Annotated in this window: 16 protein-coding genes; 11 read left to right on the plus strand and 5 right to left on the minus strand. The window is 64.4% G+C overall.

What is annotated here, in order from left to right:
* Positions 1-77: 77 nt before the first annotated feature.
* From ACIBG0_RS06515 to ACIBG0_RS06535, 5 genes are read left to right on the plus strand one after another with little or no spacing between them, the layout of a single operon-like run.
* The gene (locus ACIBG0_RS06515; protein ID WP_397029824.1) at positions 78-1,520 is read left to right on the plus strand and encodes a form I ribulose bisphosphate carboxylase large subunit; all 1,443 of its coding nucleotides are present in this window, start codon (positions 78-80) and stop codon (positions 1,518-1,520) included.
* A gap of 17 nt (positions 1,521-1,537) precedes the next feature.
* Positions 1,538-1,960: a ribulose bisphosphate carboxylase small subunit gene (locus ACIBG0_RS06520; RefSeq protein ID WP_397029826.1), complete on the plus strand. Its 423-nt coding sequence runs from the start codon at positions 1,538-1,540 to the stop codon at positions 1,958-1,960.
* Complete coding sequence (locus tag ACIBG0_RS06525; RefSeq protein WP_397029828.1) at positions 1,920-3,047, plus strand: AAA family ATPase; 1,128 nt, start codon at positions 1,920-1,922, stop codon at positions 3,045-3,047. Before ACIBG0_RS06520 ends, ACIBG0_RS06525 begins: the two co-directional genes overlap by 41 nt.
* Before the next feature lie 15 nt (positions 3,048-3,062).
* A complete protein-coding gene (locus tag ACIBG0_RS06530) occupies positions 3,063-4,127 on the plus strand; it encodes a class 1 fructose-bisphosphatase (protein WP_397029830.1) in 1,065 nt (354 codons plus the stop codon).
* A 14-nt stretch (positions 4,128-4,141) separates the two neighbouring features.
* Positions 4,142-5,020 (plus strand): phosphoribulokinase, encoded by an 879-nt coding sequence (locus ACIBG0_RS06535; RefSeq protein ID WP_397029832.1) that lies wholly within the window; start codon positions 4,142-4,144, stop codon positions 5,018-5,020.
* Between the two features lie 1,161 nt (positions 5,021-6,181).
* Here ACIBG0_RS06535 and dinB read toward each other — a convergent pair.
* On the minus strand, positions 6,182-7,432 hold the full coding sequence (gene dinB / locus ACIBG0_RS06540) for a DNA polymerase IV (protein ID WP_397030240.1): 1,251 nt from the start codon (positions 7,430-7,432) through the stop codon (positions 6,182-6,184).
* A gap of 41 nt (positions 7,433-7,473) precedes the next feature.
* Here dinB and ACIBG0_RS06545 point away from each other — a divergent pair, with 41 nt between their 5' ends.
* Positions 7,474-7,758, plus strand: coding sequence for an integrase core domain-containing protein (locus ACIBG0_RS06545; protein WP_397030241.1), 285 nt, complete (start codon positions 7,474-7,476; stop codon positions 7,756-7,758).
* Between the two features lie 150 nt (positions 7,759-7,908).
* Here ACIBG0_RS06545 and ACIBG0_RS06550 read toward each other — a convergent pair whose 3' ends face one another.
* The 3 genes from ACIBG0_RS06550 to ACIBG0_RS06560 all read right to left on the minus strand — a co-directional run bounded on the left by ACIBG0_RS06550 (position 7,909) and on the right by ACIBG0_RS06560 (position 10,411).
* Positions 7,909-9,360, minus strand: a complete 1,452-nt coding sequence (locus tag ACIBG0_RS06550; RefSeq protein WP_397029834.1) for an amidase — start codon at positions 9,358-9,360, stop codon at positions 7,909-7,911.
* A gap of 329 nt (positions 9,361-9,689) precedes the next feature.
* The gene (locus ACIBG0_RS06555; protein WP_397029836.1) at positions 9,690-10,025 is read right to left on the minus strand and encodes a winged helix-turn-helix transcriptional regulator; all 336 of its coding nucleotides are present in this window, start codon (positions 10,023-10,025) and stop codon (positions 9,690-9,692) included.
* 2 nt (positions 10,026-10,027) lie between these two features.
* Positions 10,028-10,411, minus strand: coding sequence for a nuclear transport factor 2 family protein (locus tag ACIBG0_RS06560; protein ID WP_397029838.1), 384 nt, complete (start codon positions 10,409-10,411; stop codon positions 10,028-10,030).
* Between the two features lie 612 nt (positions 10,412-11,023).
* On the opposite strand from ACIBG0_RS06560, the gene ACIBG0_RS06565 reads away from it, so the two are divergent.
* Genes ACIBG0_RS06565 through ACIBG0_RS06585 form a run of 5 tightly spaced genes read left to right on the plus strand, consistent with a single transcriptional unit; the run spans position 11,024 to position 16,307 of the window.
* Positions 11,024-12,265 (plus strand): cytochrome P450, encoded by a 1,242-nt coding sequence (locus ACIBG0_RS06565; protein WP_397029839.1) that lies wholly within the window; start codon positions 11,024-11,026, stop codon positions 12,263-12,265.
* A 2-nt stretch (positions 12,266-12,267) separates the two neighbouring features.
* Complete coding sequence (locus ACIBG0_RS06570; protein ID WP_364356536.1) at positions 12,268-12,459, plus strand: ferredoxin; 192 nt, start codon at positions 12,268-12,270, stop codon at positions 12,457-12,459.
* Between the two features lie 49 nt (positions 12,460-12,508).
* On the plus strand, positions 12,509-14,038 hold the full coding sequence (locus ACIBG0_RS06575; protein ID WP_397029841.1) for a GMC family oxidoreductase: 1,530 nt from the start codon (positions 12,509-12,511) through the stop codon (positions 14,036-14,038).
* 44 nt (positions 14,039-14,082) lie between these two features.
* Positions 14,083-15,294, plus strand: a complete 1,212-nt coding sequence (locus ACIBG0_RS06580) for an acyl-CoA dehydrogenase family protein (RefSeq protein WP_397029843.1) — start codon at positions 14,083-14,085, stop codon at positions 15,292-15,294.
* Entirely contained in the window at positions 15,291-16,307 is a 1,017-nt protein-coding gene (locus ACIBG0_RS06585; RefSeq protein ID WP_397029845.1) for a phosphotransferase family protein, read from the plus strand. The genes ACIBG0_RS06580 and ACIBG0_RS06585 overlap by 4 nt, the downstream gene beginning before the upstream one ends.
* A gap of 10 nt (positions 16,308-16,317) precedes the next feature.
* On the opposite strand, the gene ACIBG0_RS06590 is transcribed toward ACIBG0_RS06585, so the two are convergent.
* Positions 16,318-17,652, minus strand: a complete 1,335-nt coding sequence (locus ACIBG0_RS06590) for an FAD-binding protein (RefSeq protein WP_397029847.1) — start codon at positions 17,650-17,652, stop codon at positions 16,318-16,320.
* Positions 17,653-17,785: the final 133 nt, after the last annotated feature.

A 17,785-nucleotide genomic window follows, 5' to 3' on the forward strand; every position in this document is an offset into this window, starting at 1 on the left:
TGCTCGATATCCCGGGCGCGGGTGCCTCGCGCAACTCATCCCGAGCGCGGATCACCCGCAAAACGAGCGGAGCAATGATGACCGACGAAACCGAACCCAACCGCTGGGATCCGGGTGTCCACTCCTACGCTTCGATGGGCTACTACGCCCCGGACTATGTCCCCAAAGATACCGACGTCCTGGCCGTCTTCCGCGTGACCCCGCAGAAGGGGGTGGATCCGATCGAGGCCGCGGCCGCCGTCGCGGGCGAATCATCCACTGCCACATGGACTGTCGTATGGACCGACCGTCTCACCGCACACGACCGTTATCAGGCCAAGTGCTACCACATCGATGAGGTTCCCGGCCGCTCCGGCGAGTACTTCGCCTATATCGCCTACGACCTCGACCTGTTCGAAGAGGGTTCGATCACCAACCTCACCTCCTCGATCATCGGCAATGTCTTCGGCTTCAAGCCACTGCTGGCATTGCGCCTCGAGGATATGCGGATTCCGGTGACCTACGTCAAAACCTTCCAGGGCCCGCCGCACGGCACCGTGATGGAACGCGAGTACCTGAACAAATACGGCAGGCCGCTGCTCGGTGCGACGGTGAAGCCGAAACTCGGGCTCTCCGCGCGGAACTACGGCCGGGTGATCTACGAGGCATGCAAGGGCGGCCTGGATTTCACCAAGGACGACGAGAACATCAACTCCCAGCCGTTCATGCGTTGGCGCGACCGGTATCTGTTCGCCATGGAGGGCGTCAACCGCGCTATGGCCGAAACCGGTGAGATCAAGGGGCATTACCTCAATGTCACCGCGGCGACCATGGAGGAAATGTACGAACGCGCCGAGTTCGCCAAGCAACTGGGCAGCGTCGTGATCATGATGGATCTGACGGTGGGATTCACTGCCATGCAGTCGATGTCGCACTGGGCGCGGCGCAATGGCGTGCTGCTGCACCTGCATCGGGCCGGGCACTCCACCTACACGCGGCAGAAAACCCACGGCGTGAGCTTCCGGGTACTGGCTAAGTGGTGTCGGCTGATCGGCGTCGATCACCTGCACGCGGGCACCGTGGTCGGCAAGCTCGAGGGTGATCCGGCGACCACCCGCGGCTTCTACGACACATTGCGGGAGAACCATATTCCGACCAATCCCGGCAACGGCATCTTCTTCGACCAGTATTGGGCCAGCCTGGGCGGTGTCATGCCGGTGGCCTCCGGCGGCATTCACGCGGGCCAGATGCACCAGCTGCTCGACCTTTTCGGCGATGACGTGATCTTGCAATTCGGCGGCGGCACCATCGGCCATCCGCTCGGCATCGCCGCGGGGGCCGAGGCGAACCGAGTGGCGCTGGAGGTGGTCGTCAAGGCCCGCAACGAGGGTCGCGATCTGCTCGAAGAAGGTCCGGATGTGCTGCGCAAGGCGGCGCAGATGTGCCGCCCGCTCGAGGTCGCGCTTTCGACCTGGGGCGATGTCACCTTCGACTACACCTCCACCGACGCGCCGGATGCCGTTCCGACGGCCAGCCGCTGAACGACAGGACCCCGCACATGTATCTGCGTCACGGAACGTTCTCGTATCTGCCCGAACTCACCGACGCCGAAATCGCCGCCCAGGTGCGTTACGCCTTGCTCAACAACTGGCCGGTGTCCATCGAATACACCGATGATCCGCATCCTCGCAACGCCTACTGGGAGATGTGGGGACTGCCACTGTTCGATCTCGATGAGCCCGACGGCGTGCTCGCCGAGATCGACGCGTGCCGCAGTACCTTTCCGCGGCACTACATTCGGGTTCTCGCCTACGACGCGCGCTACGGCAGGCAGACCACCGCACTGAGCTTTCTGGTGCAGCGTCCTGTCGATGAGCCCGGATTCGTGCTGACCCGCACCGAGGGGCCGGACCGGCGTCAGACCTACGGTCTGCATTCGTATGCCACCGACGAACGGCCGGGTGCTCGGTATGGTGGCTGAAAGGTCGAGCGCGGCAGGCGGTTTCCGATTGCACCGGCCCGGTGCGGACGACGGCAGGCCGGTGCGAGCTGTACCCGCGGACGCACCGCCGGAAGAACTGCTGGCCGAGGACGCGGTGCTGGATCTGTCCAGCGATATCGCGGGCAATGACGTCGCGGACGTATTGACCAGGCTCGATGCCGAACTCGTCGGTCTGGCGAATGTGAAGCGGCGGGTGCGTGAGATCGCGGCGCTGCTGCTGATCGATCGGGCCAGGCAGCGCTTCGGCCTGCAGGCATCCCGCCCGACCATGCATATGAGCTTCACTGGCGGTCCCGGCACCGGCAAGACCACCGTCGCCCTGCGGATGGCCGAGATGCTGCACGCACTCGGCTATATCCGTAAACCCAAGGTGCACACGGTAACTCGTGACGATCTGGTGGGCCAGTTCATCGGACACACCGCGCCCAAAACCAAGGAGGCGCTGGCCAAGGCAGCCGGGGGAGTGCTGTTCATCGATGAGGCCTACTACTTGTTCCGGCCGGAGAACGAACGCGATTATGGACAGGAAGTCATCGAAATCCTGCTGCAGGAGATGGAGAGCGAGCGCACCAGTCTGGTGGTGATCTTCGCGGGCTATCCGGATCGGATGGACAGATTCTTCTCCGCCAATCCAGGTTTGTCTTCACGGGTGGCCCATCATCTGGAATTCAGCGACTACACCCACGACGAGTTGGTACGTATCGCCGAACTCATGGTGGCACGGGACAATTTCCGCTTCGACGATCCCGGATACGCCGCCTTCGATGAATATCTCACACTGCGGATGACCCGCCCCCGATTCTCCAATGCGCGCAGCGTGCGCAACGCCCTGGACCGCTGCCGGTTACGGCAGGCCAAGCGGTTGGTCGAGTTGCGGCGACCGCTCACCAAAACCGACTTGATCACGCTGACCGACGCAGATGTCTACGGCAGCAGTGTATTCCGCGGCGTGAGCGACAGGCCCGGAGGCGGTAGCTCGCATGAGCACGCAGGGCCCCGGGAACGCCGTCAATCGGACACCGCAGGACCGCAGCCGGATGGGCCGACCGCAAGGGCCCCCGCGTGACGAGATCGAGAACTCATGCCAGAAGGACTGAAGACCCTCACCCGATACACGATCGAGGAGGAGCACCGGCATCCCGGATCGTCCGGTGAATTCTCCGCTCTGGTGAATGTCGTCGCGACCGCGACGAAAATCATCGCCAACCAGGTGACCAGGGGTGCCATTGTCGGCTCACTGGGCGCCTCCGAACCCGATAACCTGCCGCCGACGGTGCACCGCAAACTCGACGCCATCGCCAATGACATCATGGTGGCCGAGACCCAATGGACGGGGCATCTGTCGGCGCTGCTGTCGGAGCAGATGACCGATATCCATCCGGTGCCGGACATACACCGGCGCGGCAAATATCTGCTGGCCTTCGATCCATTGGACGGATCCTCGAATATCGATGTGAACCTGCCGGTCGGAACGATTTTCAGTGTGCTGCGGGCATCGGACAACACTGCGCCGAGCACCGCGGAATTCTTGCAGCCGGGCGTGCGGCAGGTCTGCGCGGGATTCACGCTGTACGGACCGGCGACGATGCTGGTGCTCACCACCGGCAGTGGTGTCGATGGATTCACCCTGGACCGGGAGATCGGGGCATTCGTGTTGACGCATCCGCGGATGCGAATTCCAGAGGAGACATCGGGATTCGCGATCAATGCCGCCAATGAGCGGTTCTGGGAACGGCCGGTGCGGCGGTATGTCCACGAATGTCTCGATGGCGTGGACGGGCCGCGGGGACGGGATTTCAATATGCGCTGGGTCGCGTCCTTGGTGGCGGACACCTTCCACATCCTGACCCGCGGCGGGGTCTACCTGTATCCGCACGATACTCGGCGACCGGGGCGGGTGTCGTTGCTCTACGGTGCGAATCCGATCGCCTACATCGTCGAACAGGCCGGAGGCTGGGCCACCACCGGTGGTGATCGGGTGCTGGAGGTGGTGCCGGAGCAGGTGCACCAGCAGGTGCCGCTGATATTCGGTTCGCGCAATGAGGTCGCGCGGATCGAGCGCTATCACAGCGAGCCCGAAGCAGGTCCCAGCTTCGACAGTTCACTGTTCGGGTCGCGGTCGTTGTTCCGTCCGTCCGGGCGCTGAGTCGAGGAGATGTCATGTCGGTGAAACATCCCGTTGTCGCCATTACTGGATCCTCCGGTGCTGGCACGACCAGCGTCACGCGGACCTTTCAGGAGATATTCCGGCGCGAGGGCATCAATGCGGTGGTCGTGGAGGGGGATTCGTTCCATCGCTATGACCGCAACGAGATGAAGCTCGCGATGGCCGAGGCGGAGCAGAGCCACAATCGCACCTTTTCGCATTTCGGTGAGGAGGCGAATTTGCTGAAAGAGCTCGAGACGCTGTTTCGGGATTACGGTGAGACCGGCGTGGGTTCGGTGCGCAAGTATCTGCACGACGATTTGGAAGCCAAACCCTATGGGCAACCGGCGGGCACCTTCACGCCGTGGGAAGATCTGACACCAGGCAGCGATCTGCTGTTCTACGAGGGACTGCACGGCGCCGCCGTCACCGATTCGGTGAATGTCGCCCAATACGCCGATCTGCTGGTCGGAGTGGTGCCGATCGTCAATCTCGAATGGATCCAGAAGGTCATCCGCGACAAGACCGAACGCGGCTATTCCAGTGAGGCTGTGATCGATACGATCCTACGCCGCATGCCTGATTACGTGAAATACATCTGCCCCCAGTTCTCCCACACCTACGTCAACTTCCAGCGCGTCCCCACTGTCGATACCTCGAATCCCTTCATCGCCAGAACCATTCCCACCGCTGACGAAAGTTTCGTCGTCATCCGCTTCGCCGACCCCAAGGTCATCGACTTCCCCTACCTGCTGTCCATGCTGCACGACTCCTTCATGTCCCGCCCCAACTGCATCGTCGTACCCGGCGGCAAAATGGAATTGGCCATGCAACTCATCTTCACACCCCTCATCCTGCGACTGATGGATAAGCGCCCCAAGCGTTCTCGCTGATCGGCGGTGCGCCGCGCTTCTCCGATTTCAAGGGGCAACGATGCCAACGGGCCCGCTGGCCCACCGCTTCCCGCAGGTCTTATCGGACGGGACATTCGTCGATATCACCACCCCGCGTTGGAAGCTGGACCGCGAGACGCTCGACACCTTCGCTGCCCGCTCGCATCGGTCGCCTGGACGGGCAGATGTTCGCGATGCCGCCGATCGATGTGCGCCGCGGCTTGACCGCCGAAACCGCAGCGGCAGGTGCCTTCGACAAAGAACTCGTCCCCGCAGGTGCGCTCACTGCCGTCATACCCGCTACCCCGGAGACTCGAAGCGACCACCGCCATGGTGGTCGCTTCGGATTCCGGCGAAGAAGAAGCAAACGAGCCGCACTGGGCCGCCATATATTCAGAGGCACCAGACCAAGTTCGCTGATCCTGGCATAGGAATCGTGAAGCACAGGCCGATCGAGCCATCTACGGGCGTAGCGGAAGTCTCACTGGCGGAGGCGGTGGATGCACCAATGACGCCGAGACTCAGTGCGATTACGGTTGCGCCGACGGAACCGGCGATTCTGGTAAACATCTGATTGTCTCTTCTCATGTGGGGTGTAGCCAGAAGGTGCGGAAGAAGGAAGCGCGAGAAGCGAGCGCCTCGGACATTTTGTGCTACGCAACCATCGTCCGCGTATTCGTGTCCATCAACAAGGGACCTTTGACCCGAACCCCGGCATCGGAAGATTCTAGCTATCGAAGAGTTTTTCCGGGGTCAGCGTCTTGCTCGAATTCGAAAACATGCGCTGACCTATATCCGTTATGTCCCTTTCCTATGATTTTTGCCCACCATTTTCCATTGTCGGCCGATCAATTCAGTCGCGTAACTGCAAACCGCTCCCACGTAGTCTTTCCGCGCCTTGTACCCCATGAACAGCTCGAAGTCGAGTTTTTAACGCAGGTAACCCGAAAAGCGGTCGCTGGATCGGCGTCGCGCACAGATACGCGCCCCCCTCGACGACATGACACGCAAGCGCTGCGGCTTACAGATCGCCCTGCTCGCGGCGGCGGTCCAGCTCGCGTTGGCGCTCTTCCTCTTGGCGACGGGCCTCGCGGCGCTGGGACTCGGCGCGTTCGCGCAGACCGCGCAGGAAGGCTTCGTCATCGTCCGGGTTCTAGTGCATCAGTCCGGCAGCAGCGGAACCGAGAGACCTTCGCCGCGGCCGATCAGGGCGGCTCGGGTGACGGCCGATGAGCCGAAGCGGCGGCGCAGGTCGTCGAGGGTGGCATCGAGGGTGTTGGTGGCGCGGGGTTCCAACGGCAGCGTGAGCTGGACGGCGTCGGCGTTCTCGAGATTGGCCAGTGCCAGCCCGATCAAGGTGAGGCCGCGCTCCTGGATCATGGGCATCGCGGTGCTGAGCAAGGTGCGTGCGGCGTAGCGGATGGTCTCGGTGTGATCGGTGGCCTCGGGCAGGGTGTGCGAGCGGGTGGCGCGGGTGAAATCGTCGAAACGCATGCGCAGCACCACGGTTCGGGTCACCCGGTGGGCCGCGCGCAGCCGACGGCCGAGACGGTCGGTGAGGCCGTGCAGATAGGCCTCGATCTCGTCGGGCGGTCGGTACCGACGACCGAGTGCGCGTTGCGCGCCGATGGAGCGGCGGCGGACCCCTGTTTCGACGCGACGCGGATCGCGCGCCCACGACAGTGCGTACAGGTGCCGGGCAGCGGCGGGTCCGAGGATGGCGCGCAACGGTGATTCGCCGAGTTCGGCGAGTTGTCCGATGCGGGTGATCCCGTGTTCGCGCAGGGTGCGGGAGGTGGCCTCGCCGACGCCCCACAGTCGTTCGACCGGCAGTGGATGCAGGAAATCGAGTTCGAATTCCGGCGGCACCAGACGCAATCCATCCGGTTTGGCGACTGCGCTCGCCACCTTGGCCAGGAATTTCGTGCGCGCGATACCGACCGAGATCGGCAGCCCGACCTGCTCGCGCACCGCATCTCGCAACCGCTGCCCGATCTCGACGGGTTCGCCCGCGATCCGGCGCAGACCCCCCACATCGAGAAACGCCTCATCGATGGAAATGCCCTCGACGATCGGCGTGGTGTTGTGGAAGATCTCGAAGACGGCCTTACTCGCCTCGGCATAGGCCGACATCCGCGGCGGCACCACCATCGCATGCGGGCAAAGCCGCAGCGCCGCACCACCATTCATCGGCGTGCGCACCCCGAACGCCTTCGCCTCATAGCTGGCCGCCAGCACAACCCCACCACCGACGATCACCGGCCGCCCCCGCAGCCGCGGATTATCGCGCTGTTCCACCGAGGCATAGAACGAGTCGAGATCCGCATGCAGGATCGACGCCTCGGCCCGCGCCTCGATCCGCGGCCGTCGGGGACGCGGCGAATTCGGGCGGGCAGACTCGGACACGAACATATGTTCGCATAGACAACGCTCTAGCGAGTAGAGGCCGATCGCTGTGGTGTCGAACAACGGTCCATGCTTCCGCGGCGAGATCTTCAAGACCCCGTTCGCCGAACCGGACCCGCTACTGCGACACGTCCGTACCCGGGTCCGGTCACCGCAGACGAACGGTGTGGCGGTTCTTCGGCACCTTGAAATACGAGCACCTGTTTCGTGGCGTGATCGCCGAAGGCGATGCCCTGGACCTGGATGTTCACCGATTCCGGGTCATCTACAACACGATCAGGCCACACCAGGCCATCGACGACAGCTCAGCCTTCACGGCTGCGAGCAGCTGAGAACCGCTCGATATGCGGCAATGCCGCGCGTTGCCGAGAACGCCCCGTGGTAGTGGCGGATGTTGACTTCTGCAACGACGCTCGGGTCGTCGTGGTCGGTTGCGGTTTTCTGCGGGCGCTTCGTCCTGGGTGGGCACCCGGTGGTGCGGCTTACTTCGGTGCCTGGAAGCCGCCGATCTTCTGCTCGAGTAGTTCGGCCAGCCGCAGTGGGGTGCGGTCCTCGAACATCGGACCGATGAGCTGCACTCCCACCGGCAGGCCTTCGGAGGACCGGCCCGCGGGGATGGCGGTGGCGGGCAGGCCGGGCATGGTGGCCACACCGGCCCAGACGAGCTGGTCGAAGTACGGGTACTCGACGCCGTCGATGTCAATGTGCCGGTTCTCCAGATCCCCGTTGTGGTCGTGTGGGAAGGCCGGTGTCGGCGTGATGGGGCACACCACGGCATCGAACTCGGCGAAGAGTTGCCGCCAGCCGTGGCGGTGGAGTTCGCGACGGTTATTCGCCTCGACCCAGTCGCGGTGGCTGAGCACCATGCCGCGCAGCCGCGCCGCATCGAGACTCCGGTCGTCCGCGCTCAGGGCGGCGGCGTGGGTCTGCAGCTGCTCGTACACGTCGACGGAAAGACTTGTGGCGGCATTCGACAGCATCAGCAGCATGTAGAGCGTCGCCGCTTCGGTCGGATCGGGTAGCAGCGGACTGTGTCGTTCGACGCGGGCGCCCGCGTCGACGAGCGCCTCGGCGACCCGGTTCACCCCCGCCCGCACCGCCGATCCGGTCGCAATGAGCGGATGGTCCTCGATGATCAGGACACGGAAGTCCGACAGCCGCTCGTAGCGAGCGGGCGGCAGTGCGACGTCGTAGGCGAGGCCGTGGGTCAGCGGGTCCGGTCCGGCCATCACGTCGAGCAGCAGGGTGAGGTCGCGGGCGGTGCGCGCCATCGGACCGACGACGGCGAGGTCGAGGTCGATCGGCAATGCCGGCGCGGGCGGCGCGACCATGCCGCGGGTCGGCGCCAGTCCAAGTGTCGGCTTGTGTGCGTAGACGCCGCAGAAATGCGCGGGGGTGCGCAGCGAGCCGGCCAGGTCCGAGCCGATGGACAGCGCGCCGAATCCGGACGCCAGCGCCGCCGCCGAACCGCCGGACGACCCGCCCGACGTGCGGGCGTGATCCCACGGATTATTGGTGGTGCCGTAGATCTCGTTGAAGCTCTGGATATCTCGCAGTATCACCGGCACATTGGTCTTACCGAGCAGCACCGCGCCGGCCGCCTTCAACCGCGACACCTGTACCGCGTCCTCGGCCGGCACATAATCCTTATACTGCGCCATGCCCCAGGTCGTGGGCAGCCCGGCCATGTTGTAGGACTCCTTGACCGTCACCGGAATACCGAGCAACGGCCGGTTCTCGCCGCGGGCGCGCGCCTGGTCGGCAGCGCGTGCGGAGGCCCGCGCATTATCGAAGTCCGGGGCACAGATCGCGTTGATCGCCTTGTCGTCACGCTCGATGCGCGCGATCGCCTCCTCTGTCAGTTCCACCGAGGTCACTTCACCAGCATCCAAAGCGGCCGCGAGTTCTTCGGCCGACTGAAAATTCCACTCCATGAGTCCGACGTTATTGGCCAGCGGCACAGGACATAAAACGCCTCTTCGCACAACGGGAAAGTCGAACCGACCACCCGCACCGGCAAAGTCACGCACTCGTCGTGCCATCGAGGACGGCCCATCCCAGGTCACAGCGTCAGTAGTGGGCCAACTCCATTAGCACAGGCCATGAAAAGCCGCTTCGCACAACGGGATAGATATCTCAGTCATGTTCCTCTCCGGCCCCGGACTATTCGCCCGACTGCCGGCCATGGCGACGCGCGGCGGGATCGGTGTCGGCCAGGAAGTTCGGCCATCGGCATGTTCGTACGTTCGGTCGGAGCGTCGACTCATCCATCGTCGTTTTGCCACTCCGCCGCCCACTGCGTCAGCGGCGCGAGCCGCTGGACGAGTGTGCGCCCGGCGCGGGTCAGCCGGTACCCCTCCTCATGTTCGACGAGGCGCGCCTCGGTGAGCTCGGATAGCCGACGGGTCAGCACGCTCGAGGAGAGGTCGCCGCATGCGGTGCGCAGTTCGCGGAAGGTGAGCGGGCCTGGGGCCCGCTCGAGTTCCCAGATCACCCGCAGCACCCAGCGCCGCCCGATCAGATCGAACAGGGCCATGATCGGGCGCCCGGTGGTCGATCCGCGCACCGGGCGTCCCGGGCGTGGCGTTTCGGTTGCCACGGTCACGCCGCCTGCGGCGGGGGTGAAGCTTCCAGTCGTCGTGCCATTTCCGCGATGGCCGCGCGCAGTGCCCGATACGGTCGCAGGAACAGTGTCACGTGGGTCAGGCTGCCGGTCTCGGAGAGCTCTTCCCGCAGCACCCCCTGGAGTTCCTGGTCGGCGAATCGTGCGGTGAAGGCGAATATCCCCTGCTGCCCGTCGGTCCACTGCCGGGTCTGGTGCACCGAGTCGAGCACCGTCGCGATCGTGGCCAGCAGATGTGCCGCGCGGGCCCGGCCGTGGTAATCGGCGACCGGGCTCGAGAAGGTCGCCTCCTCGGCGAGCAAGGCCGGCAGTCGTGTGGAGTTTTTCGATTGCCACACCCGCAGTATGAGACTTTCGGTCATGCCTCTATTTTAGAGGCATGCTGGATCCGCGCCAGTCCGCGCCGTGCCGGGGGTGTATCCAGACCAGGGTGGCGGGAATCAGGAACAGGGCGAATATTCGGCGGACCACCGTGGGCGTCGCCCACCCGGCGGTCTGGCGTCGGCTTGCCCGACCCCGCTCTCCGCAGGCGGACCTCGCCCAGGAGTGGCACAAGAACAATTGCGTCGACATGGTTCCGGCGGTGAATTCCGTAGGTGGAGTTCAACTATGACTACGCCGTCGATGGCTCATCGGCGGTCTGGGTTCATCCGCGCTGACGGGGAGATGCAAAAACTGTCCTGCCTCAGCCCGCGAACTCGTTCCAAGGGCCACAGAAGGCGACCGCCCGCCCCGCACGAGAACCATTGAGTCCGAGCGCTATCCGTAGAGCAGTAGCGAGTCCTTCGGGGGCCCGATGGACTACCAGAGAGCTGTCGATTAATAGCCTCTAGACATTGTTTGTTGACGCTTCGAAGAGAATGGGTTGACATCAAGATCCTATCGACAGGGCTCTATCCAGGCATTTCATTGTGCTAGTCAAATTGAAATCAGTTCAGTATGCTGGCGTCGAAACCGACCGAGGAGACGTCGCCATGACGCAGACCACAAACCATTCCGAGGCACCCGATCGAGACCTGGGCGGATGCCCCGTCATGCATCGCGACTTCGCATCCCCGCAGGCGGCTGGCCGACATTGGGAGCTGGCGGACGAACTGCGCGAGACGAGCCCGGTCTTCTTCAATACCTTCGCCCAGGGCTATTGGGTGTTCACCCGGCATGACGCGGTACGCGACATCTACAAATTGCCGGAGGTGTTCTCGAGCGAGTCGATCACACCTTGGGAGCCGGATCCGATCTACCGCTTCGTCCCGACGCAGATCGACGCGCCCGACCACATCAAGTACCGCAAGATCGTCAACGCGTGGTTCTCGCCGCACGCGATCGACGAGGCGGAACAGACGATGCGCGATCGGTGCCGCAAACTCGTCGAGGAGGTGGCCCCCACGGGTAGGTCCAACTTTGTCGGCGAGTTCGCCTTGCGCTTTCCCACCGAGGCGTTCCTGAGCGTGATCGGCATCGATCCTTCCGACGCGGACCTGTTCGTGCCGTGGGTCGAGGACTTCTTCGGCGGGTTCGGCGGCGACCCCGCCGGTTTGGAGCCGATGGGCAAGGCGCTCGAGGGGATCCGCGATTACTGGGTCGCCGCCCTCGCGCAGCGACGGGCCGATCCGGTGCCTCGTCAAGGCGATCTCGCCACGCACCTGCTGCATTCGACCTTCGACGATCGTCCGCTCACCGACGCCGAGATGCTCGACATGCTCACGGTGCTGGTGCTGGCCGGGCTCGACACGACCCGCGGCACCCTCGGCTACCTGTTCCGCCATCTCGCTACGCACCCCGAGCATCGCAGGCAGCTGATCGAACAGCCGGAGCTGATCCCGTCCGCGGTGGAAGAGGTGCTGCGTTTGTACACGATCGTTTTCGGTGACGGCCGAAAGGTGACTCGCGACATCGAGTTTCACGGTGTTCAGCTGAAGCAGGGCGATATGGTCTATGCGCTCGTCTCCGGCGCGAACCGAGATCCGCGTGCGTACGACCAGGCCGACGAGTTCGTCATCGATCGCCAGCGCAATCAGCACATGGGCTTCGCGAACGGCCCGCACCGGTGCCTCGGCTCCCATCTCGCGCGGCGCGAGCTGCGGATCGCGGTCGAGGAGTGGCTGCGGGTGATCCCGGACTTCCATATCGCGGGCGAGGAAGAGCTGACCGAGCGCGGCGGCGGCGCGATGATGACGCTGACCCGGCTGCCGCTGGCGTGGGCGGTGCAGTCGTGAGAATGACGATCGACGGCGCGAGCTGCACCGGGCACGGCCGCTGCTATTCGATGGCGCCGGACTTGCTCACCTGCGATGACGAGGGTTTCGTCGCCATGCGGGATCAGCCGATCGAGGTGCCCGACGATCAGGCCGGGGCCGCGGCCGACGCGGCCGGGACCTGCCCCGAAGGGGCCATCACCTTGGGCGCGTAGTGACTTGTCGCTACCCGAATGCCCACCCGCTCATCGAGGAGACGTAAAAATGGCAAGACGCATAGTGGTGGTCGGCGGAGGCTCCGGCGGTTGTGTCATGGCCGCCCGGCTGTCCGAGGACGAAGACAATAACGTTGTGCTCGTCGAGGCTGGGCCGGACTATCCGACGCTCGACGACCTGCATGAGCATGTGAAAGATGCCTTCACCTTCGGGTTCACCTCACACGACTGGGGCTATGTCTCGGAGGACCACATCCCTGGTTCCGCCAATGCGCCGACATTCGCCATTGTCGAGCAGGGCGTACTTCCGGTGCTGCGCGGCAAAGTGATGGGTGGCTCGTCCTCGGTCAACGCCACGAACGCGCTGCGCCCGACCCCGCGCGATTTCGAACAGTGGGTGGGCCTCGGCTTGGACAAATGGTCTTGGGACGAGGTCCTGCCGTATCTGAAGCGACTCGAGCGCGATCCGGTCGGCGGTCCACTGCACGGCACCGACGGACCTGTCCCGATAAGACGATGGAGTGAAGGCGACGGTCTGCGGCCGTTCATGGCGGCCTTCGTCGAATCGGCCGCCAGCCTGGGCTACCAGGTTGTCCACGATCTCAATGGGAAAAGCCAGCTCGGCGTCGGCCCGGTCCCGATGAACCAGCAGGACGGAATAAGACAGAGCACCGCGGTGACCTATCTCGCGGCCGCGCGTGGTCGCAAGAACCTCACGGTGCGCGGCGGCGCCGATGTCGACCGGCTCGAGATCGTGGACGGCCGACCACGTGCGGTCGTGCTCGCCGACGGCGAACGCATCGACGCGGACCTGGTGGTGCTGTGCGCGGGATCGATCGGTACGCCGTCGATCCTGATGCGATCCGGAATCGGACCCGCGGAAGTGCTCGAGGAGTTGGACATCCCGGTTGAAGTGCCACTGGAAGGCGTTGGGCGCAATCTCCGCGATCATCCCCTCGTGTACATGACCTATACCGGCGATGCGGAGGCCATCGGCGAACTCCTGCCACCGCTGCAGGTCGTGCTGACGACCAGCGCGGCCGGGCCGGGCGGTTCCGCGGAGATCGACCTGCACATGATCCCGTTCACCCTCGAGCCCGGTTCGATTCTGGTCGCGGTCGGTCTTGTTCGGCCGTACTCGATCGGTTCCACCGAGATCAGATCCGCTGATCCCGGCACCGACCCGCGCATCCTGCTGAATCTCCTGCATCACCCCGACGATCTGCGCCGCCTGGTGCGCGGCATCGAACTCACGCGGCAGGTGATGAAGTCCGGACCGCTCGCGAAATACGTCGGCGAAGAGGTGTGGCCCGGGCCGTCGGCGGTGACGACCGGTCAACTCACGCAAGCGGTCCTGGAAGCCAAGAACACCTATGCGCATGCGGTGGGCACCGCGGCTATGGGCGAAGCGGGCAGTCCGTGGGCGGTGGTCGGACAGGACTGCAAGGTGCACGGTCTCGATGCGCTGTACATCGCCGATGCGTCGGTGATGCCGACCATCGTCGGTGTGCCGACCAACACCACCACGATGATGATCGCCGAACGGTGTGCGGACTTCATCAAAGGAATATCCAAGTAGATCAAGGCAATTCGTGTCGTACTGATCAGGCGATAGGTAGGTATATGGCGATCGACTTGGCGTATTCGGCTGAGATCGCGGCATTGGTCGAACGGACCAGGGCATTCACCCGCGAGGTCGTCCTTCCGATCGAGGACCGGCATGGTGGCGATATCACCGCCGCCGGTGGCGATATCGTGCGCAAGGATCTACAGGCGGCCGCCAAGCTCGCAGGCGTGTTCGCCCCGCATGCGCCGGTCGACTACGGCGGGCTGGGATTGTCGATGTCGGATCGGGCGCCGGTCTTCGAGGAGGCCGGGTATTCACTCTTCGGTCCCATGGCATTGAACATCGCGGCGCCCGACGAAGGAAATGTCCACCTGCTCGCGCATGTCGCCAGCCCGGCGCAGAAGTCGCAATACCTTGCGCCCTTGGCGACTGGGGAGATCAGGTCGGCGTTCGCGATGACCGAGCCCGCTCCGGGCGCGGGCTCGGATCCATCGGCGCTGACGACCCGGGCCGAGCGGACAGCGGGCGGGTGGCGCATCAACGGACGCAAATGGTTCATCACCGGGGCCGACGGCGCCGGGTTCTTCATCATCATGGCGCGTACGTCGGGTCAGCCGGGCGAGCGTGGCGGCGCAACGATGTTCCTGACGCCGACCGATGTACCAGGTCTGCACGTCGGGCGGCACATCCCGACAGCGGACCGCTCGATGCTCGGTGGTCACTGTGAGGTCACCTTCGAGGATCTGATGGTGCCCGATTCCGCGGTGCTCGGTGCAGTCGATAGAGGCTTCGAGTATGCGCAAGTTCGGCTCGGACCGGCCCGGATGACGCACGTCATGCGATGGCTGGGAGCCGCGCGCCGCGGCCACGATATCGCCGTACACCATGTGGCGCGGCGCGAGGCATTCGGTGCGAAACTCGGTGATCTCGGCATGATTCAGCAAATGGTCGCCGACAACGAGATAGATATCGCGGCAACCCGGTCGCTGCTCGTGCGGGCGTGCTGGGAACTCGACCGCGGCGGTGCCGCGTCCAATGCCACATCGATCGCAAAAACCTTTGCCGCAGAGGCGATATTCCGAATCGTCGACCGCTCGGCGCAGATGTGCGGTGGCCTCGGCGTTGCCGAGGATCTGCCGCTGGCGCGGCTGGCACGTGAGGTGCGTCCGTTTCGGGTGTACGACGGTCCCTCCGAGGTCCATCGCTGGGCTATCGCCAAACGGAGCGTCGGTGCGGCCGAACGCGCGATTCGTGAGGATTCCGCATGACGCTGCCGGGTATGGATGCCGAAGCGCTGCACCGGTTCCTGGTGTACAGCGGGGTCGAGATACGTGGCGAGCTGGTGATCGAACCGATCAGCGGCGGCCGCTCGAACCTGACTTACAAGGTTCGCGACGACGAGTCGACGTGGGTGGTCCGTCGCCCGCCGGTCAGCGGGCTGACACCATCCGCACACGATATGGCCCGCGAGTACACCGTTGCGCACGCCTTGCAAGGCACCCGGGTGCCGATCGCCGCAACCGTGGCGTTCGATGCGGCGGGCACCGCACTCGGCGTACCCATGACCGTCGTGGAATTCGTTGCGGGCCAAGTGGTGCGGGATCGATACGATCTCGCCGGCCTGACCGACGCACAGGTGGAGATGAGCACCTCGGCGTTGGTGGCGGCACTGGTCGAACTCCACGCTGTCGACTATCGCGCCGTCGGACTCGAATCGTTCGGTCGGCCCGACGGATTCCTCACCCGTCAAGTGACGTTGTGGGCAAGTCAATGGGAACGGGTGAAGACGCGCGAACTCGGTGACGCGATGACGCTGTTTCAGGCCCTCGCGGAGCGTGTCCCGAAGGCATCGAGTGCCGCAATTGTGCACGGCGACTTCAGGATCGACAACTCCATTCTCGATCTCGCTGGACCGGATATCGTCCGCGCCGTGGTGGACTGGGAGCTCTCGACGATCGGCGACCCGCTCACCGATGTCGCGCTCATGTGTGTCTACCGGTCTCCGGCATTCGATCAGGTCCTCGGAGCCGAAGCCGCGTGGACGAGCCCGCGGTTTCCTCCTGCGGATGCACTAGCACAGCGGTATGCCGATGCATCCGGGAGAGACTTGGGCGAGTGGAACTTCTATCTCGCCCTCGCCAACTTCAAGCTCGCGGTCATCGGTGAGGGAATCGCCCACCGGGCTCGGCAAGGTGCCGACGCCGGGAACGGCGCGGCCGCTGCGGCCGAGGCGACACCGGAGTTCATGGCCGCAGGCTTACGGGCACTACGTCGGAGGTGAACCACGGCGGTCAGCCAGCCGCGACGGCACGGTCGGCTGTCGCTCGGTCGGCCGCGGCAAGTCCGAATACAAGAGCGGCGGCGATTCCGCCGGTGTACGCGCGGTCGTAGAGACCGCCGATATCGGCGCCCGCCGCGAAGAGTCCATCGATGGTTCCCCCGCTTCTGGCAAGGACCCGGCCGTACCGGTCTATGCGAATGCCGTGAAATGGAAATGTCAGGGCCGGGCATACCTCGATGACGTAATACGGGCCGTGGTCGAGCGCTCGCGCGTCGTAGGTGCGCGAGGGCTGCGCGGCTGCGCCCGCCGCGTTCACAGCCCGGATCTGCGCGGAGATATCGACGCCGTCGTAGCCCCATTCGGCGGGCAGATATACGAAGTCGTCGAGGCTTTCGGCGATGCCACAACGGCCGCCGCGGCGTTGTGCCAGATCGAACTTGTCGAGCGCCTGCGCGCCCTTGACGTAACTTCCGGTGATCCAGTCTCGGTAGACCCGCTCGTCGGCGACGAGCAATCCTCGGGACTCGGGTTGGTCCAGCAGTTCCATGGTGGTCAGGTGATCGCCGACGGTTTCATCGGTAAACCGGCGGTTGTCGAGGTTGAACAGCAGGGCGTGCTCGCTGTAGTACAACGACAGCGCGACGAAGTCGGACGGATCGCGCAACTCTACCCCGGCGGGAATGAGGTGACCGTAGAAACCGGAGCGTTCCGTGCCCGTCGCGGCCCCGACGCACTCGGCAAGCCGAAGTCCGTCGCCGACGCTGGTCGGGTTGGACCGCAACTGCATCGCGCTCGCATCGGGATGGATGTACTTGTCGACCAGCTCTGGATTCGCCTGGAACCCTCCGGTCGCGAGTATCGTTGCGCCAGCGCGAATCTCGCGGGCGGTACCGTCCGGAAGTCGAACCCGAGCGCCGACGACGGAACCGTTCTCGGTGAGCAGGGCTCGAGTGTCGGTCTCGGTCAGCAACTCACCCTCGGCACGGATCCGTCGGCGGCACTCGTCGAGGTACCGGTTGGTGTCGAATTGATGGCCGGAACCGTAGCGCAGGACGGTGACCGCATCGGCGCATTCGACGCCGAGCGAGCGGATCCAAGCGATACCAGGGTCGAATCCGTCGACAAGTGCGCGGCGCAGCTCGATATCGCCGCGCGGGTTGACCTCGTCCATGATCGCGTGAGAAGGGGCGGTCCATGCATATCCCGCGAATTGCGCGGATCCGCCTACGGCGGCGGCCTTCTCGACGACGATCACCGAATTGCCTCGATGCAGCGATCGAGCCGCCGCGGTGAGCCCGGCCATCCCGCCGCCGATGACAAGGACGTCGGTGTGGACCTGCGGCATTAGATGCTCCTCACGCGTCGTGGTGCTGCCCAGCGTGCCGGTCACCGTAACTCTAAAACTGAAGTCAGTTCAAGTCTTGATTTGCTTGTGAAGTGGATCACGGGGCATGTACGGTGAAACCCGAACCGAGTTC

The sequence above is a fragment of the Nocardia sp. NPDC050630 genome, assembly GCF_044457245.1.
Taxonomy (GTDB): domain Bacteria; phylum Actinomycetota; class Actinomycetes; order Mycobacteriales; family Mycobacteriaceae; genus Nocardia.

Bases quoted from the DNA above. Each gene is read 5' to 3' on its own strand.
- ACIBG0_RS06515 (WP_397029824.1), top strand. From the start codon at position 78: ATGACCGACGAAACCGAACCCAACCGCTGGGATCCGGGTGTCCACTCC.
- ACIBG0_RS06520 (WP_397029826.1), top strand. From the start codon at position 1,538: ATGTATCTGCGTCACGGAACGTTCTCGTATCTGCCCGAACTCACCGAC.
- ACIBG0_RS06525 (WP_397029828.1), top strand. From the start codon at position 1,920: ATGCCACCGACGAACGGCCGGGTGCTCGGTATGGTGGCTGAAAGGTCG.
- ACIBG0_RS06530 (WP_397029830.1), top strand. From the start codon at position 3,063: ATGCCAGAAGGACTGAAGACCCTCACCCGATACACGATCGAGGAGGAG.
- ACIBG0_RS06535 (WP_397029832.1), top strand. From the start codon at position 4,142: ATGTCGGTGAAACATCCCGTTGTCGCCATTACTGGATCCTCCGGTGCT.
- dinB (WP_397030240.1), bottom strand. From the start codon at position 7,432: ATGTTCGTGTCCGAGTCTGCCCGCCCGAATTCGCCGCGTCCCCGACGG.
- ACIBG0_RS06550 (WP_397029834.1), bottom strand. From the start codon at position 9,360: ATGGAGTGGAATTTTCAGTCGGCCGAAGAACTCGCGGCCGCTTTGGAT.
- ACIBG0_RS06560 (WP_397029838.1), bottom strand. From the start codon at position 10,411: ATGACCGAAAGTCTCATACTGCGGGTGTGGCAATCGAAAAACTCCACA.
- ACIBG0_RS06565 (WP_397029839.1), top strand. From the start codon at position 11,024: ATGACGCAGACCACAAACCATTCCGAGGCACCCGATCGAGACCTGGGC.
- ACIBG0_RS06570 (WP_364356536.1), top strand. From the start codon at position 12,268: ATGACGATCGACGGCGCGAGCTGCACCGGGCACGGCCGCTGCTATTCG.
- ACIBG0_RS06575 (WP_397029841.1), top strand. From the start codon at position 12,509: ATGGCAAGACGCATAGTGGTGGTCGGCGGAGGCTCCGGCGGTTGTGTC.
- ACIBG0_RS06580 (WP_397029843.1), top strand. From the start codon at position 14,083: ATGGCGATCGACTTGGCGTATTCGGCTGAGATCGCGGCATTGGTCGAA.
- ACIBG0_RS06585 (WP_397029845.1), top strand. From the start codon at position 15,291: ATGACGCTGCCGGGTATGGATGCCGAAGCGCTGCACCGGTTCCTGGTG.
- ACIBG0_RS06590 (WP_397029847.1), bottom strand. From the start codon at position 17,652: ATGCCGCAGGTCCACACCGACGTCCTTGTCATCGGCGGCGGGATGGCC.